The following is a 22,588-nucleotide window of genomic DNA, read 5'->3' on the forward strand; positions in this document are numbered from 1 at the left end:
TACCCGAAATCAACGCACAATCGAAAGGACACCGATGTCAACCGCACCCGAATCGTCGATGAAGCGAGAGTCCGTTCTGGAGACTCGTTCTATCGACTATGTACCCCGCGCCGAGAGGCACGGCAAAGTTTGGCACCAGGGGCCATTCTGGTTCGCCGGCAACTTCGTGTTGCCCACCCTGGTTACCGGATTCATCGGTCCCGTGCTTGGGCTCAATGTGGCGTGGAGCATCCTCGCCGTTGTTCTTGGCGCCGGACTCGGTACCTTCTTCATGGCGTTCCACGCCAACCAGGGCCCGCGGATGGGGCTCCCGCAGATGATCCAGTCGCGCGCTCAGTTTGGGCGTCGTGGCGTAATCGTGCCATTCACGGCAACAGTGTTCGTTTACGTGGGCTTCCTTGTATTCGACGTGATCCTCGCGACACAGGGGCTGCAGCTGGTGTTGCCAGGCGGCAAGCTCGTCTGGTATCCGATCTTGATCATTGTCTCGATTGTGATCGCGGTGGTCGGCCACGACCTGCTTCACTTCATTCAACGCTGGCTTACCGGTCTGCTTGTGGCTGTCTTCGCCATCATCACCGTTTTGGCAATCGTCAACTACTCGGGTGTTGGAGCTGCTATCGCAACCGATGAGACCGCGCTCGGGTGGAACACCACTGCGTTCTTGGTGCAGTTCTCGCTCGCTGCTGGCTACAACATCAGCTACTCGGTTTATGTATCCGACTACACGCGCTACCTGCCGCAGAATGTTTCGGCACCGAAGCTCATCACGTGGGTTTACGTGGGTGCTGCTGGGTCAGCTATCTGGCTGATGTCGCTCGGAGCACTGCTTGCGGCAAACATCCCGAATGCGGATGCCATCGGCGCCATCAAGGAAGTAGGAGACACTCTCTTCCCCGGCTTCGGTACCTTCGCCGTGCTGGTTTCGACGGTTGCTCTGCTGTCGATCATGGGCGTGAACGCGTATGGAGCGATGCTTACCGGTACGAGTGCTGTTGACGGGTTCAAGAGGGTTCGTCCGACCCAGCGTTTGCGAGTCGTCGGGCTCAGCGCTGTTGGACTACTCACATTGCTGATCGCGTTGCTGATTCCGGACGCCTACTTGGGCAGCTTCACTGACTTCGTCATCATGATGCTCTACTTCCTCGTGCCGTGGACCGCGGTGAACCTTGTGGACTTCTACCTGGTACGTCACGGCAAGTACGCCATCGCCGAAATGTTCTCGCCGAAGGGCATCTACGGCAACTGGGCGTGGCGGGGTGTAACTGCGTACCTCATTGGGTTCGTGGCAATGATTCCGTTCTTCTACACCTCGTTCTATGTCGGCCCTGTTGCTGCCGCTTTGGGTGGGGCTGACCTGTCGTTCGTGGTTGGTCTGCTCGTATCGGGAGTGCTGTACTACGTCTTCTCGCGCAACCTCGACCTCACGGCTGAGGATGCTGCCCGCGAAGCTAGCGAGCGTACGCTCGAGGGCACCGGCCACTAGGCACCGGCCAAATCAGTACTGGCCTATAGGTAGGAGAGCGCAATGACTAACAACATGGTGACCGTCGCAAGCTGCCAAGTAACTCTGGTGGTCGGCGATGTCGAGGCAAACCGTCAGTCATTGCGCTCTTCCATAATCCGGGCTGCGGATGCTGGTGTTCAGGTAGTTGTGCTGCCGGAGCTCGCAAACACGGGCTACATGTTCACCGACATTGACGAACTGCGTGCTGCAGCTGAACCAGTAGACGGCCCCACCGTCGGCGAGTGGGCGGCGCTCGCCGCAGAGCGTGACCTGATTATCGTCGGCGGGTTCGCCGAGGCCGGGCGCGACGGCAAGATTTACAACTCTGCTGTTCTCGTCGATGCGTCTGGGGTGCGTGCGTGCTATCGCAAAGCGCATCTCTGGAACACAGAAAAAGCTGATCTATTTACGCCTGGCTCGGGTGTGCCACCTGTGGTTGATACTGCGGTTGGCCGCATCGGCGTGATGGTTTGTTATGACCTTGAGTTTCCGGAGTGGGTACGCACAGTGGCGTTAGAGGGCGCAGATCTGTTGTGTTGCCCCGTGAATTGGCCGCTGTATCCCGCTCCAGAGGGTGAGCGGCCCATCGAGGTCGTCAAGGTTCAGGCTGCTGCGGCAACTAACCGCATGTTTGTTGCTGCAACAGACCGTGCCGGGCGTGAACGAGGGCAGGACTGGCTCGGCGGCAGCGTGATTGTGGATGCCGACGGCTTCCCCCTCACAACGCTCGGGCTTGGCGTGGCTGGGCTGCACATCGCGCACGTCGATCTGAGTGACGCCCGCAATAAGACGATCAGCGAACTCAACGATGTTCATGCCGATCGCCGCCCCGAACTCTACTTCAAAGCCGAAAGGCGAGCCCATGGCACCGCATAGTTCTGTGACCGCGACGACTGTTGCGATCATCCAACACCCGCCTGCTGTTCTTGATCTTGAGGAGTCGCTCACTCGTGCGGTGAAGCACATTGCGGATGCTGCAGAGCACGGCGCCCACCTGGTGGTCTTTCCCGAAACGTGGCTGACCTGCTACCCGGCATGGGTGTTTGGGTTGGCCGGATGGCGCGACGAGATCGCCCAAGGCTGGTACGGCAAGCTATTGGAGCAGAGCCCGGTCGTTGGCGAACCGGGTTCGGGCGACGACGATCTGGAGCCACTTCGGGAGGCTGCCCGCAGCAATGCGGTGACTGTCGTGATGGGGTTGAATGAGCGCGCTGGCCGCGAGTCGGGCACGCTCTACAACTCACTCATCACTATTGGCCCTGATGGCGAGACACTAAATTTGCACCGCAAGCTCACGCCGACCCATACCGAACGCATCGTGTGGGGCGCCGGGGATGGCGCGGGTCTGCGGGTTGTCGACACTCCCGCCGGCCGTGTGAGCGGGCTCGTGTGTTGGGAGCACTGGAACCCATTGGCGCGTCAGGCATTGCATGCGCAGGATGAGCAGATCCACATTGCGGCGTGGCCAGATGTTCCCGAAATGCACCACCTGGCGTCGCGCACCTATGCGTTCGAGGGCCGCTGCTTTGTAGTCTGTGCCGGCCAGTATTTGACGACCGACGATGTGCCCGCCGAACTTCTCGATGCCTACCGACAGGGTGTTGGACCGGATGCTCCTGAGCACGGCGTTCTCTTCGATGGCGGTTCTGGCGTGGCTGGTCCCGACGGGTCCTGGGTTGTCGAGCCCGTTGTGGGTGAAGCTCGCACCATCATTGCAACGCTCGACTTGAGCGCACGGAATGCCCACAGTCACGATCTCGATGTTGCTGGCCACTATTCGCGCCCCGACGTGCTGACGCTCAACGTTGATCGCCGTCGGCAGCTGGGTGGGGTTCAATTCATCGACTAAGTCTCGTTCGTTGAGCGGTGCCGTCGTCGCCGCTACTCTGCCTCGGGGTCGAAGACCTGGCCGTCGTCATTCTGCACGGCCCAGCTGAACCACATCTCGAAATAGAACGGGATTTCGACGGCGTCGGGTCCGACAATCTGCAGCTCGCCGCCATTCTTCTCAAGGGTGACTTCCTGACCATCGACGATCGTCTCGTAGCTGCGGCCGTCTTCCAGTTGCAGCCACGGGGCAGCCACATGGGTGTCGCCGACGGTGAACGCGACGAAGATCATTTTCGATGGATACCGGTCGTCGATTCGGCTCGGTGCGAAGTAGAAGCTTTCGCTGTCGTCGTAGCCGGCGTACGGGTTGTTGTCGTAGCCGCGGGAGTATCCGGTGTCTTCGCTCAGGATTGCGGCATCCGGATACCGGTCTTTGATCTCGCCGACGCTGAGAAGTTGAAAGCTGTGCAACTCGAGCTGGTTCGGGTAGTGCTCGCCAGCGAGCGCCTTTCCGGTGCTCTGCTGCCACAGGGTTTCGGTGTTGCGATCAAACATGATCATGTTGCTTTCCAACAGTCCACCGCTGACCCCGAATGTGGTGGTTTCCCCGCCGGGAAGCACGCTGTCGAAGACGGCGGCACTTCCGCAGAGTGGGCAGAAGGTGACCGAAATGGGCGAACCATCAATCGTGTCATTGACGATCTCGTGCCAAACGAGAATGTTGTAGGGGTAAGCCTTGGTTTCGGTTTCGCCCTGAACCAAGATTGCTTGCACCTCATCCGGATGCTCGAAGCTTGCTACTGGCTCGAACTGGGGTTCATCGATCGCCGGGATGCCGTCTTTTGGCGGCCCGCCGCTGAGGGCCTGGCTGATTGCCGGGTCGGCCTGCGACCAGTCAGTGCTGGGGAAACTTTGCTGCAGGAAGTTGGGAATCTCTACCGTGCCCGACACGGGACCGGATGCTGCTGGCGATGCCCCGGGTGCCGGCGCAGAGTTGTTCAGCGCGCTCAGGGAGATCGCAGCGATCACGGCGGCAACGACGACCGCAGCGATCACGATTACGGCAGTTCGCTTCTTCATGGTCTGGCTCCCGTCCTGGCGTAATTCGCGCTCGGTGCGCCAAGACTAGGCCGGCGTGAACCCATCTGTCTGTGACGTAGGGCACAGTGGCGCAAAGTGCCAGAAGTGCAGTTCGCGGCCCGAGCAGCCTATGAGTAGGAAGCTAACGTTATGAGTGGAAAGCCAACGTTATGAGTAGGAAACTAGTGTTGAACGTTGCTCTGGTAACCACGGGCGAGGGGCATCGACCGCAGCGCGAAAAGGCCCAAACGCAGTGTGACCGTTACAGTAAAACCGTGAACTAGAGTTGCACTCATGTCGAAGATCACGCTGTTCTTGTATCGAGTCGGTGGAGAGGTTGCCAATCTTGCCCAGCTGTTTCTACAAACATCTGGTGGCGGCAACGGCGACCCGATGCGTTTCGACGAAACGGCGAAGCGCCGCACAAAGTCGGCCTCCAAGAACAACCGGAAGCGCCGCCGCCCCTAGAACAGCGCGCTAAGATCCGCCGCCGATCCACCGAGCAGGCTAGGAAACAGCGCTCGAGGCCGCCCACAGGTTGATGTCGGCATCCTTGGCGTGTTCGTCAATTGCTGCCAACTCGGCAGGCTCGAATTCGAGGTTCTGCACAGCGGCGAGATTCTGCTCAAGCTGGCCGACACTCGAAGCACCGATGAGGGCGGACGTGACACGGTTGTTGCGAAGCGCCCACGAGATCGCGAGTTGCGCGAGCGACTGTCCGCGACCGGCGGCAATATCGTTGAGCGCTTTCACGCGAGTGAGGGTCTCGTCGTTGATCATTTCCGACTTGAGCGAGCCACCCTTGGCTGCGCGCGAGTCGGCGGGGATTTCTCCGAGGTAGCGGTCAGTCAACAACCCTTGGGCGAGCGGCGAGAAGGCAATAATGCCCAAGCCGAGTTCGTCGACGGTGTCGAGCAGTCCGTCTTCGACCCAGCGGTTGAACATTGAGTACGAGGGCTGGTGGATGACCAGCGGGGTGCCGAGCTCGCGCATGATTCGCACAGCTTCTCGCGTGAGTTCGGGCGAGTAGCTTGAGATGCCCGCATAGAGGGCGCGGCCAGACGTCACCGCAGTGTGCAGCGCGCCCATCGTTTCTTCAAGCGGAGTGTCAGGGTCTGCGCGGTGGGAGTAGAAGATGTCGACGTAATCGAGGCCGAGTCGCTTCAGCGACTGATCGAGGCTTGCGAGCAAGTATTTGCGCGAGCCCATAACGCCATAGGGTCCCGGCCACATGTCGTAGCCGGCCTTGCTCGAGATGATCATCTCATCGCGGTACGGCAGAAAGTCTTCACGAAGGATCTGGCCGAAGTTTGACTCCGCAGAGCCCGCGGGCGGCCCGTAGTTGTTGGCGAGATCGAAGTGCGTTACTCCGAGGTCGAAGGCTCGCCGAAGAATGGCGCGCTGGTTTTCGATCGGCTTGTCATCGCCAAAGTTCTGCCACAGTCCGAGCGAAACCGCGGGCAGTTTCAGGCCACTGCGACCCACTCGGCGGTAGGGCATCGGTTCGTAGCGGGATTCATCAGCGACATAGACCATGTGCTCATGCTCCCACAGCTCGCCTGGCCGTCGCCGCCCTACTCCGGCACAACCCAGAGCGCCTCGCAGGGCAAATTTACGGTGACGTTGTTGCCGACGGTGATCGGCTGCCTGGGGGTGGCTTCGGTGTGAACCTCGGCGTCTCCGACCCGAACGACAACTTCGCAACGTGGGCCACGACGCGCGATCGACGTCACCACACCGCTGAGTTGGCTTGCGCCGGATGTCTGGCACACCGTAACGCCAGCATTGCCAGTAGCGGGTGCTCCAGCATCCACATCATTACCAGATTGCTGCAACGCAACAGTCACCGCCTCGTGCCGGAAGACGAGAGTCGCGGGGCCGGAAGGGAGCTCGCTCGTGACCGCAATGGGTCCGAGTCCGGAGTGATGCACGCCTTCCTCGATGACGCCAGCGAACGCATTCTTTCCGCCGAGCAGTCGAGCAACTGCGAGTGATGCCGGACGGTGGAAGACATGATCAACAGTGTCGTGTTGCAGGAGCTGACCGTTCTCCAAGACGACGATCCGCTCGGCCATCGCACTCGCCTCATCGCGGTCGTGGGTGACAAACAGGATTGTCGGGTTCACGGCCGCCCGAATGTCCGCGATCATCGCGTGCATCTCATCCTTGAGCCCAGGATCGAGCGCGCTGAAGGGCTCATCGAGCAGAAGAACCGACGGCTTCGCGGCGAGAGCGCGGGCCACAGCGATCCGTTGCTGCTGGCCACCAGACAGAGAGTGGGGCGACCGGGAAGCGAACGTGGACATCTGCACCATGTCAAGGTGTTCGCGGGCTCGTTCCCGAGCTTGCGCGCGCCCTAGGCCAGCGGCGCGATCGGCAAATGCCACGTTGTCGAGCACGGTGAGATGCGGAAACAGCAGCGGGCGTTGGAATACCATCGAGATACCCCGCTGCTCCGGAAGAAGGTCGGTGACATCGCGGCCGGCCAACCGCACCCGGCCGCCGTTGGCATCCTCGAGCCCGGCGATGATCCGCAGGATCGTGCTCTTGCCCGAACCGCTCGGCCCCACGATGGCGGTGCTTGTACCGGGCAAAATATCGAGGTTCACGTCCTGAAGAGCAGCCGGCGCAACCGTCGAATAGCTCTTGGTGACGGCCGTGAGCGTTATCGCAGAGGTCATCAATTCAGCGGTCATCACTGTCTCCCTGGGTTCAGATTGCGGGTGCGAGACAAAACGCCAAGCAGAATCAGCGGCGGAATAACAGCAGACAACGACAGCACCGCAACACTCGACTCGTTGCCGATTCCGGATGCACTTGAGGCAATGATCAGCGGCAGTGTCACGAGTTCGCCACCTCCCACCACCAGGGTGACGAGGTAATCACTCCACCCCACCAAGAACGCTAGAAACGCTGATCGTGCCAGCGCTGGAGCGATGAGCGGGAGGTGGATGCGCCACAGGGTCAGGCGGGAGCTTGCGCCGAGCGTGCGTGCTGCCTCATCGAAACCATTGTCGTAGGTGGCATAGGCGGCGCGCATCGAGAACGTTGTGTACGGAATCGCAATTGCCACGAGCACCAAGACGACGCCGACGGCTGGTGGCACCCACGCCCGCAACAACACAATGTTGACGCCGAGAACTGCCGCAAATGGCGGCAGCATCACGGGAGAAAACAGCAGCACCGTGATCGCTTTCTCGAAGCGCACCTGACCCCGAGCTAGTGCGCGGGCGGCCATCGCACCGAGCGGCGTAGCGATCGCTGCCACGACGAGCGACAGCACGAGAGAGTCGCCGAAGGCTGCAACTCCGCCGTTGGCGAGCGCCGCCGTGAGCCCTTCGTTGCCGGTTGCCGTCGGAAGTGCATGCGGGTGCATCCACTGGTCGGCGAACGACCACAAAACGAGCGGCAGGAAGGGGAGCGCGAACCACAACGATACGAATACCGTGGACACGATTCGGGCGGCACAGGCAGCCCCACACGATTGAGACAGAGGGCGACCGGGATCTCCGGGCATCCGCCGTTGGTGCTGGTTCTTCCGCGCACGATCGAGATCAACGCTGGTGGTGGAAATACTCATTGCCACGCTCGCATCCGGCGGATCCCGAGCATGGCGACAGCAATAATTGCGCCCGTGAGCAGCAGCGTAATGACCGCGACCGCGGCAGCTTCGGGCCGTGCGGTGAGGCTTGCCGAGTTGAACAGGCGCAGTGCCATTACCGACAACGGTTCCGGGTAGGTCTTGCCCAGTAACCACGCAACCTCATACGAGCCGAGCGTGTACGCGAAAGCGATGGTGGATGCCACCAGCAGCGAGGGGGCGGCCAGCGGAAAGAGAACGAGGCGCAATCTCGCAGAGCGGTGGGCACCCAGAACGGCAGCAGTCTCGTCATAGGAGGTGATGCGGGTAGCAAGCGTGCCGACGATGATGAGCGCCACAAAGGCGGACTCTTTCCACGCGTATTCGGCAATCACGGCAAACCAGGTGGGCCCGGCGACAAGCGCAGGCCACGCCTCCGGAGCAACGCCAAGCAGTCGGGCGAGAACGCCGGAGTCTGAGAGCAGAAGACCCACGCTTGCTGCGCCCACGAGGTGCGGCACCGTCACAGCAGCAGCGCCAAGCGCACCCACGATGCGGCCACCCCAGTTGCCCGAAATGATGAGCACCGCGGTGAAGAATCCAACGACAGCGGCAATCGCGGTAGAAACGACGGCGATGCCGAGCGAGAGCAGCGCCGAGCCGAGTAGGTCGTCGCTCCCCTCAAACGCCGCGACACTCAGCGCTGGCGAACCGACGAGAGGCATCAGCCCCAGACTCTGCACGACCGTCGTGCCGACACCGCCAATCACGACGATTACGACAGGGATGAGGGCAGGAAGAACGAGCAGAGTGGCGCGCAACCGTCGACGTCGCGGCCGTGGCTGCAGCACGGTCATTGGCGAGCGGCGATGCGGGTGCGCCATCCGTCATCGAGCGCTGGCACCCACTCGGCTGACAGCTCGGGGTTCGCATTGCGGGAGAGAACATCGAAGCTCGGAACAACCGGCGACCGCGGCAAAGCATCAAAGAGCGCGCGATCAGCGGCGGAAAGCGCATCCACATCCAGCACCGTGAACTGGCCCCACACTGCGGGATCTGCCTTGGCGAGCTGTTGCTCGACTGACAGCGCCTCATTGGCAACAACCATTGCCCCGGCGATATTGCCGGAGATGCTGGGGATGCCGAAGAAGCTGGCATTGCCTAACGTTCCGTCGTCGACGGTCAATACTCGCGTCGTCTCGGGAAGGGTGCCGTTCTCGACGAGAGCCGTGAGGGTCGCCGGGCCGTACGTCATCATCATGTCGATCTCGCCGTCGGCATACAGCTTGGTCAACTGTTCAGACGTTGCCGGGTAGGTCGTGCCGTCGCGCCACAAGGAGGGAGCGAGCTGGTCGAGTCGCTCATAGAGGGCGGGCGAAAGCTCAGCGAAAGCCTCATCGCTATAGAGCGACGGAACATTTTCGTGACCACCAGAGACGCTGTAGAGCACCTCTCGCAAGAATGCTGAACCAGTGAAATCTGGAGCAGCGGGGTAGGTGAACCGGCCAGGGTTAGCTTCGGCCCAGTCGAGGATGCCCTCGATAGTGGTCGGGGGGTTGGGCACCGTGGCCGAGTTATAGACGAAGGAGAATTGCGCCTTGTGCCACGGAGCCTCGCAGCCATCGACCGGGGTGCCAAAGTCTTTCGTGAGCAGCGGGTCGGTTTCTGAGACCGCGCTCATGTTCGGCAGCAGTCCCGTCCAATCGCACAGCCACGCATTTGCCTGCTTGCCGGTGCGAAAGTTGTCGCCATTGATCCACACGAGGTCGACGGCGCCATCGGTGGTGCGCCCAGCCTGCAACTCGGTAAACACCCGGTTCAGGGCATCCTTCGTGTCGGCGATCGGAACCCGCTCTAGAGTGACTCCCTGCTCGGCGGCAGCGGGAGCCAGAACATCATCGACGTAGGCATTTCCTTGATCGTCGCCGCCCCACATCCAGAGCTTCACGGTCTGACCCTGCGCGGCTTCGTGAACGGCCGCCCAGTCAGAGAATTCGGGACCCTCTGTGCTGGCAGCTGGCGCCGTGCACGCTGTCAATGCGAGAGCGCTGACAGCGAGAGTGGCAAGGGCAGGAATGATCTGGCGACGGGCAGGCCGATTGGTTGCACGGCGGAAGGGTGTCCGGGTCAGCACTCGAGTGCTCCTTGGGGGTCGAGGGGGGCGTTCGGTCGCAGCGGGCAGTACTCCTGTGCAGCGCATGCCAACGCTACGGCGACGGGCCGCCGCGCTCAGTAAGCCACATCACATACGCAGTAGCGGTCGCGGACGTAGCATTGGTCCAATGAACAAGACTCGCGCGGCAACCCTGTGGCGAGCCGGCGTGCTCGTCGTTTTTTTCCTCGCAGTTGTAGTTGTAGCGCTTACCATTCAGCTTCCCTCCCTGGAACAGATCCATTCGTGGACCGAGAGCGCGGGCATTCTGGGCGCGACAGGTTTCGTGGTTGGTTATGCCCTGATCACTCTCGCCCCCGTTCCGAAGAACGTCATCAGCATTGCGGCCGGCGTCGTGTGGGGCTTACCGTCGGGGGTTGGTCTCGTGCTGCTCGGCGCCCTTCTTGGTGCAGCGCTCGCCTTCGTTCTTGGGAGACTCCTTGGCCGTGACGCGGTCGAACGGTTCACCGGCGCACGAGTACGGGCTGTTGACGAGATGTTGCGGCGGCGGGGTCTGCTCTCCGTGATCGGGGTGCGTCTTATTCCGCTGCTCCCATTCACGGTCATTAACTATGCGGCGGGCCTTACCGCGGTGCGTGTTCGGGATTATGCCCTCGGCACGGTCATCGGGATCATCCCGGGAACGGTTGCGTATGTTGCTGTCGGCGCCTATGGGGCCGAGCTCAATGGCGGATTCTTCATTGCGCTTGGTGCGCTCGGCGTTCTGACTATCGGTGGAATTGTCGCAGCATACCGATTGCGCAAAGAGCAGACAGCCTCACACCAGACAACCTCTGAGCCGACCCCGGAGCAGCTCGAACCATGATGGACGTGCAGTTGCGTCGAGTTCTCTCCAAACCGCTCAACGCGCTCGCCGCCGCTGTGGACGTTTCTTGGATCACGCCTGACCGGCTCACGATGGTGGGCCTCATGGCTGGGCTGGGCAGCGCAGTGCTTGCTGCGACGCAGTGCTGGACGCTTGCCCTCATCACGTGGATTCTCTCGCGAGTGCTTGACGGTCTTGACGGCACCCTCGCCCGCCGACGAGCAGCAGCATCGACTCCTCGCGCCGCGAATGCCAGTCAAGCGGGCGGCTTTCTCGATATTGTGGCCGACTTCGCGGTCTACGGTGCCACAGTCTTGGGGCTGGCAATTGGTGCGACCGCAGCTTTCTCGGCACCGTGGTGGCCGTTCCTTCTCGTCATGTTCAGCTACTACCTGAACGGCGCCGCTTTTCTTGCGTTCTCGTCAATCGCCGAGCGCACAGGCCGCACCAGTTCTGATGCTGACAACCGTTCGCTGTTCTTCCTCGGTCGTATCGCGGAGGGTGGTGAAACAGTTCTCGTGCACTCACTGTGGCTGCTGCTGCCGTTCTTCGCCTGGCAGATCGCGCTCGTGTGGAGCGTGGTTGTGTTTGTGAGCGCGATCCAGCGAATGATCGTCGGCTACCGGCTGCTGCGTTAGCGCTAACGCCCGCGTCCACCGAGAGTTGCCCGTCGTATACGTGCGAGCAATTGGATGCCGGACTTCACGATTCCGTGCTGCAATCGGTGCTGCACATCGGCAATTGTCGCGTTCCAGAGCGCATCGGTGAATGTCGGGTAGGCGTGGGTGGCACCGGCGAGCACACTGGTGGAGAGTTTTGCGCTCACGGCTACGCTCAGCTCGCCAAGGCTTTCACCTGCGCGCGGCCCGACGATGATGCCGCCAAGCACACGACCGCGGGAGTCGACCACGATCTGGGCAAAGCCGTCTTCTTCGGCTTCGGCAATGGCACGGTCGGTCGAGGCGTGCTCTGACGTGAAGACGCGGTGTTTGCCCTTCACGGCATCCTGTGGTGCCATGCCGACTGCGGCAATTTCGGGCGAGGTGAAGGTGACGCGGGGCACGACGTGTTCGTTGAACGTGCGGCGCAGACCCAGGATGGCGTTGGTTGCGGCCACACTTCCGCTGACGCCGGCAACGTGGCTGAACTTGGGCAGCCCGGCCGCATCTCCGGCCGACCAAATCCGTTTGTTTGAGGTGCGCAACGAGGCATCCACGTCAATGTAGCCGTCTTTGGTGATGTTGACGCCGGCCAGTTCTGGGGCGAGGGCGCCGAGTCGGGTGGATCGTCCGATTGCGGCAAGCAGGCGGTCGAAGGGCAGACGGGTGCCATCGTCAAGAACGAGCTCACCGGCCAGACCGTCGTGGGAAACTACTTCGGCTGCGCTGCGGCCATGGAGCACGGTGATTCCGTCGCGTCCGAAGGAGGCTTGCAGGATGGCGCTTGAGCGTTCGTCTTCGCTGGGCAGGATTCGTGTGCTGCGGTTGACGATGGTCACGTCAGAGCCGAGGCGTGCCATCGCCTGACCGAGTTCGCTGCCGATCGCACCGCCGCCGAGCACAACGAGGTTTCTCGGCAGTTCGTCGAGTTCCCAAATGCTGTCGCTGGTGAGCATGTCGACAGTGTCCGTGCCAGCGAACTGAGGCAGTCGGGGCTCTGTGCCGGTGGCGATTACGGCCTGCGTGAACGTGTGAGGCGTGCCGTCGATTTCGAGCGAGTTGCGCCCGGTGAAGCGGGCATCTCCGTGCAGAACCTCAACGCCAAGTTCCGCGAGGGCTTCGGCGGAGTCGTGCGGGGCAATCGTGTCTACGGCCTCACGCACGTGACCCATGGCGCGGGCGAAGTCGACGGTGAGATTCTCCGTCGAAACGCCAAACCGTTCGGAGGTGCGAGCAACGTGCGCCGCGTGTGCGGCAGCAATCAACGATTTGGATGGCACGCATCCGGTCCAGAGGCAATCCCCGCCGAGACGGTGTCGTTCGACCAGCAGCACGCGGGCGCCGAATCGTGCGGCTGTTCGGCTGGCCACAAGGCCGGCGCTGCCGGATCCAATGACGATGAGGTCCCACTCTGCGGTCATACTGTCTATTTCCTTTCGGGCGCGGGCAAGCGCCCAAGTTATGTCTATCAGCGGATGGGCCTGCAAACCGTACGACAGATCACAGTTGTCATCGGTCGGTGGCGCGTACCATCTGGGCATGGCTACCGATATCTCTGCGAATTCTGCTCCCTCCGACGCGGCCTCCGCTGCTCCGTCCTATGGCGGGCTCAAGGCCGTCTACATCAACTGCACGTTGAAGAAGAGCCCCGAGGTGAGCCACACGCAGGGATTGATGGATACGAGCATCCGCCTCATGCGTGGCGCCGGCGTGCACGTGGACAGCCTTCGACTGATCGACCACGACATTGCCCTCGGTGTGTATCCCGATATGCGGGAGCACGGCTGGGCGACGGATGCGTGGCTCGACGAAGTGTGGCCGTTGATCGAAGCTGCCGACATCTTGGTCATCGGCGGACCAATCTGGTTGGGCGATAACTCTTCGGTGACACGGATGCTCATTGAGCGTCTGTACGCCATGAGCGGCGAGTTCAACGAGAAGGGCCAGTACGTCTATTACGGCAAGGTCGGCGGTGCGATCTTCACCGGCAACGAGGATGGTGTGAAGCACTCGGCAATGTCGGTCTTGTATAGCATGCAGCACGTGGGTTTTGTGATCCCACCGGCAGCAGACGCTGGCTGGCTTGGCGCGATCGGGCCCGGCCCGAGCTACCTCGACGAGGGTTCTGGGGGTCCAGAAAACGACTTCACCAACCGCAACACCACATTCATGTCGTGGAACCTGATGCATCTGGCGTCGATCCTGAAGAATGCTGGCGGCATCCCCGCTTATGGAAACTCTCGCAAAGACTGGAACGCCGGTGAGCGCTTCGGTTTCGATGCCAACCCCGAATACCGCTAGAGGGCGACGCGGGATGGCATGGAAGAAGTACCGCTTCGGTACGCGATTTTATGACGCACTCTCGGGTGAATGGGCTGTGTACCGTGCAGGCCGAGTGGCCGGCATCGAACTTATGGGCTTGCGCGCCGGAGACACCGTTCTTGATCTCGGATGCGGCACTGGGCTGAGTTTTGAGTTGCTGGTGAATGCGGTTGGTCCTCCTGGGCACGTGATTGGTGTGGATGCGAGCGCTCAGATGTTGCAGGTAGCGGCGAAGCGTGCGGTGCGCAATGGCTGGACAAACGTGCGGGTGGTCCAGGCGGATGCCACAAAGCTCTCGGCGGAAGACCTCGCGGATGAGGGTGCGACCCCGCAGATTGACGCAGTGTTCTCGGCGTACGCACTCAGCGTGATGGGCAATCACCCCACTGTGCTTGAGAGGGCCACGCGACTGCTGGTTCCCGGTGGCCGCGTGGGCATTGTTGACATGCAGCGGCCAGTTGGGGCTGCGGCAATCTTTACTCCCCTTGCCCGTCTGGCGTGCGCAATGGGCGGTGCCGATATTGAAGCGCACCCGTGGGAGTGGCTGACGCAGCGAGCGAACAATGTGAAGCAGACCAGTCGTCGTGGTGGCCACATTCAGGCTGTCACGGGAACACTCAAGTGAGCATGTCATGATGGATTCGTGCGGCGAGCAGGTGACATCCGCCCCATTGGGCAGTGATCGCCCATGGTCGCCGCAGCGAAGGGATTCGGAACCGCTGATGGCTACAGATGACGGTGCGTTTAGCTGCTTGAGCGAGGTTGACCTTTTCGCGGATCTCTCGCCAGAAGAAATTCTTGCCATGGATCGGATGGCTCCGTCGCGCTCCTACGCTTTGGGCGAGATGGTGTTCAGCCAGAGCCAGCCGGTCACCGCACTCTTCATTCTCAAGAAGGGCCGCATCCGCATTTTTCGGGTCACCGAAGATGGCAAAGCTTTGACGATGGCCATTCTCGAGCCTGGCGCAGTGTTCGGCGAAATGATGATGGTCGGGCAACGCATGTACGACAACTATGCAGAAGCCATCGACAACGTTGATCTCTGCCTCATGAACACCGCCGATGTCGAGCGGTATCTGCTGGCGGACCCCCGCATCGCGATCCGCATTTCGCGCCACCTCGGTGAGCAGGTTGTTCGCCTAGAAGAACGGCTCACCGACCTTGCGCTGCGACCGCTGCAATCGCGCGTGTGCAGCACGCTGCTGCGTCTGGCCGAAGCAGCACGTACGCCCCGTTTCGCGAATCCGACAATTCGACTCAGCCACGACCAGCTCGCAGGGCTCCTGGGTGCGACGCGTGAATCGACGAGCAAAGCAATGGCAGATCTGGCAAGCCGCGGCATCATCCGGCAGGGGCGTGCACGAATCATCATTCAAGACGTGGATGCTCTTGCTCAGCTCGCACGTCAGTCTGGGTGAGCTAGCCTCACGCACAACTGCTGACGTTCGTCAGCGGAGCTCTCCAGAGTAGGAACTACTCTCTTCCGCGGGAGACTGGGCGGGGCTACGCTTCAGGCATGAACGGTCGCAGCGAAAGAAACTCAGCGATGGTGACGGGTGGGCGTGCGCGAACAACTGCTGCCGCGGCATCCGCGGTCCTGCTTACTGTTGCGCTCGCCGGCTGTGTTCCTTCAGGCACGGGTGGCGCATCGCCGAGCCCATCGAGCACCCCTAGTGCGTCATCGTCAGCCAGCTCTTCTCCGTTGCCCACGCCTGAGCCGCTGATCATCCCTGGCTGCGAGACTCTCCTGCCGCTGACCACCGCCAAAAGCTTGTTCTCGCCTGCCACGGAGGTACTTGGCGACACGGATTCGGTGCCCATCATTGGCGATGAACTCTCCGAGGTTGAGACTGCAATTTCCGACGCCTCAATCACGAAGAATTGTATTTGGGGTATTCCCAACTCCGACGGCTTTTTCAGCCTCACGATTGCCGATATCAATGACACGGATGCAGCCAACCTCAAAGCGGCCCTGCTCTCCTCCGGTTACCTCGGTGCCACTAGCGGCGGGGCCACCGCTCTCGAACTTTCTGCCGAAAATAAGATCGGCACTATTGCTACCACTCACTACCTAGTTGGCGACCTCTGGATCTCTGTCACCGGCACGAGCCTCGACTTCACCACCGATATCGCTGACCGAGCACTCGACGAGATCCGCACAGCAAACCCCACGCGCAGCTACTAGCGTTCTTCACCGGCAAAAATGTAGTCGCCGGCCCGGATGCGCTCGCTCACGTCTCTGGCCCACTGTTGCTCCCCGTGCAGCCGCGCAGTGGCGAGCTCGAAAACTTCACGCACATAGCGTGGTGTAGACGTCGAGGCCGCAAGATCCCCAATGCGGTACGTGTTGCTGGCGATTCGCGCATCAATTTCGCTCACCCGGTGAAGCAACCCGGCAAGAACTTCCTCGCGCTGCAGGGCGTACATAAACGAAGTGAGCACCATCACGGGTGTGGTGTCGAACACTTCGACGTTCCAGAGCGTGTCGCGCAGCATCCGCAACAACTCGACTTCACCTGCATCAGTTATGCGATAGGTGGTGCGTTCAGGTCGGTTACCGGCAGTTTCGGTGCCGTTCTCGGCAAGGAAGCCATCGTTCATGAGTGAACGTAGCGCGTTGTAGACGGAGCCGGGCTGAATGTTGGCCCACTTATCGATGTGCCACGTCATAAGCTCGCGGCGCAGAAAGTAGCCATGCACGGGCTGAAACTGATGCACAGCACCGAGCACGACCAACCGAGTTGTCGCCGACATGCCTTCAATCTTAAGGCAATTGTTCGTGGATGGGGCGTCTCGCGAGACCCATCGACTCGCTAGTCTTAGGCCATGCTTCTCAGTGATCGCGACATCCGGGCCGAACTCAACTCTGGTCGCATTGGACTAGAGCCTCTCGATCTGGAGATGGTGCAGCCGTCGAGTGTTGATGTGCGCCTTGACCGCTTCTTCCGCCTCTTCGACAATCACAAGTACCCTTTCATTGACCCGGCAGTCGACCAGCCCGATCTCACTCACCTCATGGAAGTGGATGCCGACCAGCCATTCATTCTTCACCCCGGCGAGTTCGTGCTCGGTTCCACCTTCGAGCTCGTGACTTTGCCTGATGACGTCGCCGCCCGCCTTGAGGGAAAAAGCTCGCTCGGGCGCCTCGGGTTGCTCACCCACTCCACCGCAGGTTTCGTTGATCCCGGATTCTCGGGTCACGTCACGCTCGAGCTCAGCAACGTCGCGACTCTGCCAATCAAGCTCTGGCCAGGTATGAAAATTGGGCAGCTGTGCTTTATTCGCACAAGCTCACCCGTCGAGTCGCCCTACGGTTCGGGCCAGTACGGTTCGCGCTACCAGGGCCAGCGTGGGCCTACGGCAAGCCGCAGCTTTCAGAACTTCCACCACACCGACGTGCGTGCAAACGACGCCGGTTCAATCGGGGGCTAGTTCTCGTTCAGCTGCTCCAACTGCCAGCCCAGCCACGGGCTAAACGCGAACGGCGTTGCAGACACAGCCGAGCGCAGCGATTGCGGGTCAACCCACTCGAATTCGGCGACCTCGTCGGCGTTGGGGGCGGCGTTATCCGCAGTCACTGCACGATAGACGGGGCAGATCTCGTTTTCGACGATGCCCGATGAGTCGACGGCGCGGTAGCGAAAATCGGGCAGCACGAGCTGCACGTCGCTGATGGTGATTCCGAGTTCATGCTTGGCGCGACGGATGATCGCGGCGGCCATGTCTTCGCCGGGGGCCGGATGCCCGCAGAACGAGTTGGTCCATACGCCAGGCCAGGTGAGTTTCGAGAGCGCACGCCGCGTGACCAACACCTGGCCGTCAGCGTTGTAGACGTGGCACGAGAACGCGAGATGAAGTGCCGTGTCTGTCGTGTGCACGAGGGCCTTGTCCGCGACGCCAATGTGCTCTCCCGTGTCAGAGAGAAGCACGACCTGCTCAGGGATTTCACTCATGATCGCGATAGTCTGCCTAGGTGGATAGATTCGGAACGTCGCACGCGCTGTGTCGCCGTGAATACAGCCTAACCAATGTGTGCTGGCAGCTTGAAAGTCGGCGCGCGTGAGCACCAGACTCAAAATTTATGATCGTGTCGCTGAAGATGCAGCGAGCATCGTCATCCGCAGCTACTCCACCTCATTTTCTGCTGCCTCGCGACTGTTGGGGGTGGATGTTCGTCAGCACGTTGAGAACATCTATGCGCTGGTGCGCATCGCTGACGAGATCGTTGATGGCGGTGCCGAGGAGGCGGGCCTCGACCTAGTTTCCGTCACCCGTCAACTTAATGAACTTGAACGCGAGACCGAAAACGCGATGGATCAGGGATTCAGTTCGAACCTCATCGTTCACGCTTTCGCCTTAACCGCCCGCGAGGTGTCATTCGGCGCCGAGCTGACCGCGCCATTCTTTGAGTCGATGCGCATGGATCTTAGCCAGAAGGTGCACGACCAGTCGAGTTTCGAGCGCTACGTCTATGGCTCAGCCGAGGTTGTAGGGCTCATGTGTCTGTGCGCGTTCTTGCACGGACATGACGTCAGCGACGAACAGCGCGCCAAGCTCAAGCACGGCGCACGCGCTTTGGGCGCTGCCTTCCAGAAGGTCAACTTTTTGCGGGACCTTGCCGACGATTTCGAGACACTTGGCCGAAGCTACTTCCCCGGCATCGATGTCGCGACCTTCACCGAAGAGGAGAAGATTCGCCTGCTCGATGACCTCGACAACGATTTGCGGGATGCCGCAATCGGCTCAGAACTTCCCGCGAGCAGCAAGAAGGCTGTTGCGCTTGCGCACGCCCTTTTTGCTCAGCTCTCGAAGCGCATCCGGGCGACTACGGCTAGTGAATTGGTTCGCACTCGTGTGCGCGTTCCTAACGTTGTGAAACTGCGGTTGGCTGCGGCTGCCGCGATTGGGGTTGGTCCTCGAAAATGAGTGACGTTGTCGTTATTGGTGGAGGTATCGCCGGGCTGGCGAGCGCTGCTTTGCTGGCGAAGGAGGGCCACACGGTCACACTCCTCGAGGGTTTGCCTGCGGTGGGTGGTCGTGCGGGTTCGTGGCAGCACGATGGTTTCCGGTTTGATACCGGCCCCTCCTGGTATTTGATGCCCGAGGTTTTCGACCACTTCTACAAGCTCATGGGCACGAGTGCGGCCGAACAGCTCTCCCTTGTAACCCTCGATCCTGGTTACCGGGTGTATTTCGAGGGCGAAGCCGACCCCATTGACATTTCGACCGACCTCGAAGAGAACCTCGCCCTGTTTGAGAGGATCGAGCCTGGCTCAGCCGTGCGCCTGCAGAAGTACCTGAAGTCGGCGGAAGAAACGTACGAACTGGCTAAGCAGTACTTTCTGTACACGACGTTCGCAGACCTTCGCACGAGCGCGACGAAGGCGGTGCTCGCTAAGGCAGCCCGCTTCATCCGTTTGCTCATTGAACCGCTCTCGGGGCTTGTTGCGCGCACGGTTAAGGATGATCGGCTGCGCAAGGTTTTGGGCTACCCGGCCGTGTTCCTCGGGTCATCGCCGTACCTCACGCCCAGCATGTATCACCTCATGAGTCACCTTGATCTGGCCGATGGCGTGCTCTACCCCATGGGTGGTTTCACACGGGTGATCGAGAGCATTGCCGAGATTGCTTCGGATGCCGGAGTCGAGATCCGCACGAGTGCGAAGGTCACCCGTATCGTGACCGCCAATGGCGTTGCGACCGGAGTCGAATACGTCGACGCCCACGGCGCGATTCAGTTCGTCGACGCCGACATTGTGGTCTCTGCTGCAGACCTTCACTACACCGAAACCACGATGCTCGCCCCCGAGGAACAGACCTATCCGGCGTCGTATTGGGAGCAGAAGATCCCCGGCCCCAGCGCCTTGCTCTTGTACCTTGGCGTTGAGGGAGAACTGCCTGAGCTCCAACATCACACGCTGCTGTTCATGAAGGATTGGCAAGAGGGCTTCGAAGCAATCTTCGGCGACAACCCGACGGTGCCCGAGCCTGCCTCGCTCTACATCTGTAAGCCCAGCGGTGTTGACCCGAATGTTGCTCCGGATGGCTTCGAGAACGTCTTCGTTTTGGTCCCGATCCCGGCCGACCCTCGCATCGGTCGCGGTGAGGTTGATGGCGACGGTGACACCCGAATCGAAGTGCTCGCCGATAAGGTCATCGCTCAAATTGGCGATTGGACGGGCATCCCCGACTTTGCAGACCGCGTGACGGTGCGCCGCACGGTCGGCCCCGGCGACTTTGCCGACGACCTGAACGCCTGGCGCGGCACAGCACTCGGCCCGGCACACACTCTCAAACAGAGTGCGTTCTTCCGCGCGGGCAACATGAGCAAGAAGGTCGACGGTCTCTACTATGTTGGCGGCTCGACCATTCCGGGCATCGGGCTTCCGATGTGTCTCATCAGCGCCGAAGTGCTCGTCAAGCGATTGCGTGGCGACACCTCTCCCGGCCCCCTTCCCGAGCCGCTCGCCCCGCAGTCTCAGTCTCAACCGCGGGCGCAGCCGTGATCGTTCTCTACCTAGTGGCGCTGCTGATCTCGCTCACCGGCATGGTGGTGCTCGATCGGCGCTTCACGCTGTTTTTCTGGCAGGATGCTCGCCGTGCAACAGTCGTGCTGGTCGCAGGGGTGCTGTTCTTTCTCGTCTGGGACTTCTTCGGGGTGGGCCTTGGTATCTTCTTCCGTGGAGAAACCGATTTCATGACCGGTCTGCTTATCGCCCCTGAGGTTCCTCTAGAAGAAGTCTTCTTTCTCACGCTGCTCTGCTATCTCACGATGAACGTTTACGGCGCTCTCGCCCGCGCGCGTTCTGGTGCCCGCAGCGGCAAGGGCACTGCTCCGCGTATCGAAGCGGGTCCCGCATGACGTACTGGCTCCTGAACGCGGTGTTTTTGGCAATCGTTGTGGCGCTGGCCGTTGCCGCTGTGGCCACCCATCGCACACCTCGCTGGCGAGCCATTGCGATCACTGCGGGCATCCTTCTGATCATGACCGCCGTCTTCGACAACGTCATGATTTCGGTCGGCCTTGTCGGCTACAACGCGGATGCCATCAGCGGTGCCTTCGTCGGCGTTGCCCCGCTCGAAGATTTTGCTTATGCGCTCGCGGCCGTCGTTGCCCTTCCGTGCTTGTGGGCGTTGCTGGGCTCGCACAGCGTCTCGGTGGATGCCGACACCCGCACCGCCGCCGACATTAGCAACCCACCGGGAGGCACTAATGCTTAAGGATCTGCTGCTCTCGTCGCGTCCACTCAGCTGGGTCAACACCGCCTTTCCCTTTGCCGCCGCGTACTACCTCACGACCGGCGCCATCGATCTCACGCTTGTGCTGGGAACGATCTTCTTCCTTGTGCCCTACAACTTGGCGATGTACGGCATCAACGATGTCTTCGACTACGAGTCCGACCTGCGCAACCCGCGCAAGGGTGGGGTTGAAGGTGCCTTGCTTGCCCCGCGGATGCACCGGCCAACGCTCATCGCCGCTTCAGTCACGACGCTCCCGTTCCTCGTGTATCTCGTGGCCGTGGGTAACCCGCTGTCTTGGTTCGTGCTGCTCGTCAGCATGTTTGCTGTGGTTGCCTATTCAGTGAAGGGGCTGCGCTTTAAGGAACGCCCGTTCCTCGATTCACTCACCTCGAGCACCCACTTCGTCTCCCCAACAATCTATGCGCTTGTATTGGCGGGGGCGGTGTTCACGCCGCAACTGTGGGCGATCCTCGCGGCGTTCTTCCTGTGGGGAATCGCCTCGCACGCGTTCGGAGCGGTGCAGGATGTTCTGGCCGATCGTGCCGCCGAAATCTCTTCAATTGCGACAGTTATCGGGGCTCGGGCAACGACTCGGTTCGCGGTGTACGCCTACCTCGCTGGCGGCCTGCTCTTGCTCTTCTCCGACTGGCCCGGCCCGCTCGCGGCAATTCTGGTGCTGCCGTACATCGCGATGTGCGCGCCATTCTGGAACATCACGGATGCCACAGCAGAGTCAGCCAACCGGGGCTGGAGAAAATTCTTGGCCCTCAATTTCGTCACCGGATTCTTCGTGACCATGCTGCTTATCTGGTGGGCGTTGATCCGCTAGCCGACTGCGCTCAAACCCGGATTAGCAACCGCTACCGACAGCTCATGGCCGACCAGCGCGGGCGTTGCTATGGAGCTGCAGTTGGCGGTCCTGCTGCGCCCTCAGGGTTAAGGTTGAGCGCCATGGCCTCAAGCACGGTGACAGTCGTCGCGTATTGCTCGGCTGTCACACCTGCAGTCGCTTTCTTGCGCTCATTGGCGATCACAACAGTGAGGCGTTCAACAACTCCGCGCCCGCGATCGGTGAGATCGTAGAGCACCCCGTCTGTCGTGAGCCAGTCGCTCTCGAGGAGCTCGGTCAACGACTCAAGCGAACTCGTGTGTGCGCCTTGAGCTGGCGGAACTGTGGCGCTCGCGGGAGTGAGGAACGGCGCAATCTCGATGTCGAGCCGTTCGACTCCTGCCGCACCTTTTGACAGCACGTTCAGCAGTTGCCACTGCCTTCTGGTGAGGCCGTGTTCTTCGAGGGTGGTGGCGAATAGACCGTCGATGAGCCGGTCAACGAGCTTTACCCAGTAGCTGATGGGCTGTTGCGTGTCCATGAACCGACATTACTCCTGAA

At 61.0% G+C, this 22,588-nt stretch carries 27 protein-coding genes; 16 read left to right on the top strand and 11 right to left on the bottom strand.

The window, feature by feature from the left end; genetic code table 11:
• Positions 1–34 precede the first annotated feature (34 nt).
• From ABD112_RS04545 to ABD112_RS04555, 3 genes are read left to right on the top strand one after another with little or no spacing between them, the layout of a single operon-like run.
• On the top strand, positions 35–1,486 hold the full coding sequence (locus tag ABD112_RS04545; RefSeq protein WP_343923575.1) for a purine-cytosine permease family protein: 1,452 nt from the start codon (positions 35–37) through the stop codon (positions 1,484–1,486).
• 42 nt (positions 1,487–1,528) lie between these two features.
• Complete coding sequence (locus tag ABD112_RS04550; RefSeq protein WP_343923577.1) at positions 1,529–2,383, top strand: nitrilase family protein; 855 nt, start codon at positions 1,529–1,531, stop codon at positions 2,381–2,383.
• Positions 2,370–3,356, top strand: a complete 987-nt coding sequence (locus ABD112_RS04555; protein WP_343923579.1) for a carbon-nitrogen hydrolase family protein — start codon at positions 2,370–2,372, stop codon at positions 3,354–3,356. The genes ABD112_RS04550 and ABD112_RS04555 overlap by 14 nt, the downstream gene beginning before the upstream one ends.
• Before the next feature lie 32 nt (positions 3,357–3,388).
• Here ABD112_RS04555 and ABD112_RS04560 read toward each other — a convergent pair whose 3' ends face one another.
• Positions 3,389–4,417: a DUF3179 domain-containing protein gene (locus ABD112_RS04560; protein ID WP_343923581.1), complete on the bottom strand. Its 1,029-nt coding sequence runs from the start codon at positions 4,415–4,417 to the stop codon at positions 3,389–3,391.
• 294 nt (positions 4,418–4,711) lie between these two features.
• On the opposite strand from ABD112_RS04560, the gene ABD112_RS04565 reads away from it, so the two are divergent.
• On the top strand, positions 4,712–4,885 hold the full coding sequence (locus ABD112_RS04565) for a hypothetical protein (RefSeq protein ID WP_343923583.1): 174 nt from the start codon (positions 4,712–4,714) through the stop codon (positions 4,883–4,885).
• A gap of 39 nt (positions 4,886–4,924) precedes the next feature.
• On the opposite strand, the gene mgrA is transcribed toward ABD112_RS04565, so the two are convergent.
• From mgrA to ABD112_RS04590, 5 genes are read right to left on the bottom strand one after another with little or no spacing between them, the layout of a single operon-like run.
• Complete coding sequence (gene mgrA, locus ABD112_RS04570; RefSeq protein WP_343923584.1) at positions 4,925–5,953, bottom strand: L-glyceraldehyde 3-phosphate reductase; 1,029 nt, start codon at positions 5,951–5,953, stop codon at positions 4,925–4,927.
• Positions 5,954–5,991: 38 nt separating this feature from the next.
• On the bottom strand, positions 5,992–7,113 hold the full coding sequence (locus ABD112_RS04575; protein WP_343923586.1) for an ABC transporter ATP-binding protein: 1,122 nt from the start codon (positions 7,111–7,113) through the stop codon (positions 5,992–5,994).
• Positions 7,113–7,997, bottom strand: coding sequence for an ABC transporter permease (locus ABD112_RS04580; RefSeq protein WP_343923588.1), 885 nt, complete (start codon positions 7,995–7,997; stop codon positions 7,113–7,115). The genes ABD112_RS04575 and ABD112_RS04580 overlap by 1 nt, the downstream gene beginning before the upstream one ends.
• Positions 7,994–8,854 (bottom strand): ABC transporter permease, encoded by an 861-nt coding sequence (locus ABD112_RS04585; RefSeq protein ID WP_343923590.1) that lies wholly within the window; start codon positions 8,852–8,854, stop codon positions 7,994–7,996. Before ABD112_RS04585 ends, ABD112_RS04580 begins: the two co-directional genes overlap by 4 nt.
• A complete protein-coding gene (locus tag ABD112_RS04590; protein ID WP_343923591.1) occupies positions 8,851–10,131 on the bottom strand; it encodes an ABC transporter substrate-binding protein in 1,281 nt (426 codons plus the stop codon). Before ABD112_RS04590 ends, ABD112_RS04585 begins: the two co-directional genes overlap by 4 nt.
• Before the next feature lie 148 nt (positions 10,132–10,279).
• Between ABD112_RS04590 and ABD112_RS04595 the strand changes: the two genes are divergently transcribed.
• Together ABD112_RS04595 and ABD112_RS04600 are read left to right on the top strand one after the other, a co-directional pair.
• Positions 10,280–10,975, top strand: coding sequence for a TVP38/TMEM64 family protein (locus tag ABD112_RS04595; protein ID WP_343923592.1), 696 nt, complete (start codon positions 10,280–10,282; stop codon positions 10,973–10,975).
• Positions 10,972–11,613 carry a CDP-alcohol phosphatidyltransferase family protein gene (locus tag ABD112_RS04600; RefSeq protein WP_343923593.1) on the top strand — a complete coding sequence of 214 codons (642 nt, stop codon included), beginning with the start codon at positions 10,972–10,974 and terminating at the stop codon, positions 11,611–11,613. Before ABD112_RS04595 ends, ABD112_RS04600 begins: the two co-directional genes overlap by 4 nt.
• A 2-nt stretch (positions 11,614–11,615) precedes the next feature.
• On the opposite strand, the gene ABD112_RS04605 is transcribed toward ABD112_RS04600, so the two are convergent.
• Positions 11,616–13,055 (bottom strand): dihydrolipoyl dehydrogenase family protein, encoded by a 1,440-nt coding sequence (locus ABD112_RS04605; protein ID WP_343923595.1) that lies wholly within the window; start codon positions 13,053–13,055, stop codon positions 11,616–11,618.
• A 118-nt stretch (positions 13,056–13,173) separates the two neighbouring features.
• Here ABD112_RS04605 and ABD112_RS04610 point away from each other — a divergent pair, with 118 nt between their 5' ends.
• The 3 genes from ABD112_RS04610 to ABD112_RS04620 all read left to right on the top strand — a co-directional run bounded on the left by ABD112_RS04610 (position 13,174) and on the right by ABD112_RS04620 (position 15,374).
• Positions 13,174–13,935 carry a flavodoxin family protein gene (locus ABD112_RS04610; RefSeq protein WP_343923596.1) on the top strand — a complete coding sequence of 254 codons (762 nt, stop codon included), beginning with the start codon at positions 13,174–13,176 and terminating at the stop codon, positions 13,933–13,935.
• Between the two features lie 13 nt (positions 13,936–13,948).
• On the top strand, positions 13,949–14,581 hold the full coding sequence (locus ABD112_RS04615) for a class I SAM-dependent methyltransferase (RefSeq protein WP_343923598.1): 633 nt from the start codon (positions 13,949–13,951) through the stop codon (positions 14,579–14,581).
• Positions 14,582–14,678: 97 nt separating this feature from the next.
• Positions 14,679–15,374 carry a Crp/Fnr family transcriptional regulator gene (locus ABD112_RS04620; RefSeq protein ID WP_343923600.1) on the top strand — a complete coding sequence of 232 codons (696 nt, stop codon included), beginning with the start codon at positions 14,679–14,681 and terminating at the stop codon, positions 15,372–15,374.
• An 85-nt stretch (positions 15,375–15,459) separates the two neighbouring features.
• Here ABD112_RS04620 and ABD112_RS04625 read toward each other — a convergent pair whose 3' ends face one another.
• Positions 15,460–15,744 (bottom strand): hypothetical protein, encoded by a 285-nt coding sequence (locus ABD112_RS04625; protein ID WP_343923602.1) that lies wholly within the window; start codon positions 15,742–15,744, stop codon positions 15,460–15,462.
• Between the two features lie 25 nt (positions 15,745–15,769).
• On the opposite strand from ABD112_RS04625, the gene ABD112_RS04630 reads away from it, so the two are divergent.
• Positions 15,770–16,141 (top strand): hypothetical protein, encoded by a 372-nt coding sequence (locus tag ABD112_RS04630; protein ID WP_343923604.1) that lies wholly within the window; start codon positions 15,770–15,772, stop codon positions 16,139–16,141.
• Here the strand turns inward: ABD112_RS04630 and ABD112_RS04635 are convergent.
• Positions 16,138–16,710 carry a PadR family transcriptional regulator gene (locus tag ABD112_RS04635; RefSeq protein WP_343923605.1) on the bottom strand — a complete coding sequence of 191 codons (573 nt, stop codon included), beginning with the start codon at positions 16,708–16,710 and terminating at the stop codon, positions 16,138–16,140. The genes ABD112_RS04630 and ABD112_RS04635 overlap by 4 nt on opposite strands.
• Before the next feature lie 72 nt (positions 16,711–16,782).
• Here ABD112_RS04635 and dcd point away from each other — a divergent pair, with 72 nt between their 5' ends.
• The gene (gene dcd / locus ABD112_RS04640; protein ID WP_343923606.1) at positions 16,783–17,388 is read left to right on the top strand and encodes a dCTP deaminase; all 606 of its coding nucleotides are present in this window, start codon (positions 16,783–16,785) and stop codon (positions 17,386–17,388) included.
• On the opposite strand, the gene idi is transcribed toward dcd, so the two are convergent.
• Complete coding sequence (gene idi / locus ABD112_RS04645; protein WP_343923607.1) at positions 17,385–17,909, bottom strand: isopentenyl-diphosphate Delta-isomerase; 525 nt, start codon at positions 17,907–17,909, stop codon at positions 17,385–17,387. The genes dcd and idi overlap by 4 nt on opposite strands.
• Before the next feature lie 106 nt (positions 17,910–18,015).
• Between idi and ABD112_RS04650 the strand changes: the two genes are divergently transcribed.
• The 5 genes from ABD112_RS04650 to ABD112_RS04670 are packed head-to-tail and all read left to right on the top strand — an operon-like array spanning position 18,016 to position 22,027.
• Positions 18,016–18,882, top strand: coding sequence for a phytoene/squalene synthase family protein (locus ABD112_RS04650; RefSeq protein WP_343923609.1), 867 nt, complete (start codon positions 18,016–18,018; stop codon positions 18,880–18,882).
• Positions 18,879–20,462, top strand: coding sequence for a phytoene desaturase family protein (gene crtI / locus ABD112_RS04655; RefSeq protein ID WP_343923611.1), 1,584 nt, complete (start codon positions 18,879–18,881; stop codon positions 20,460–20,462). Before ABD112_RS04650 ends, crtI begins: the two co-directional genes overlap by 4 nt.
• Complete coding sequence (locus ABD112_RS04660) at positions 20,459–20,818, top strand: lycopene cyclase domain-containing protein (RefSeq protein ID WP_343923613.1); 360 nt, start codon at positions 20,459–20,461, stop codon at positions 20,816–20,818. The genes crtI and ABD112_RS04660 overlap by 4 nt, the downstream gene beginning before the upstream one ends.
• Positions 20,815–21,177 (top strand): lycopene cyclase domain-containing protein, encoded by a 363-nt coding sequence (locus tag ABD112_RS04665; protein ID WP_343923615.1) that lies wholly within the window; start codon positions 20,815–20,817, stop codon positions 21,175–21,177. Before ABD112_RS04660 ends, ABD112_RS04665 begins: the two co-directional genes overlap by 4 nt.
• Positions 21,170–22,027: a prenyltransferase gene (locus ABD112_RS04670; protein ID WP_343923617.1), complete on the top strand. Its 858-nt coding sequence runs from the start codon at positions 21,170–21,172 to the stop codon at positions 22,025–22,027. Before ABD112_RS04665 ends, ABD112_RS04670 begins: the two co-directional genes overlap by 8 nt.
• 67 nt (positions 22,028–22,094) lie before the next feature.
• Here ABD112_RS04670 and ABD112_RS04675 read toward each other — a convergent pair whose 3' ends face one another.
• Positions 22,095–22,568, bottom strand: a complete 474-nt coding sequence (locus tag ABD112_RS04675) for a hypothetical protein (protein WP_343923619.1) — start codon at positions 22,566–22,568, stop codon at positions 22,095–22,097.
• Positions 22,569–22,588 lie beyond the last annotated feature (20 nt).

Origin of the sequence: Rhodoglobus aureus (genome assembly GCF_039527955.1) — a bacterium.
Classification (GTDB): domain Bacteria; phylum Actinomycetota; class Actinomycetes; order Actinomycetales; family Microbacteriaceae; genus Rhodoglobus; species Rhodoglobus aureus.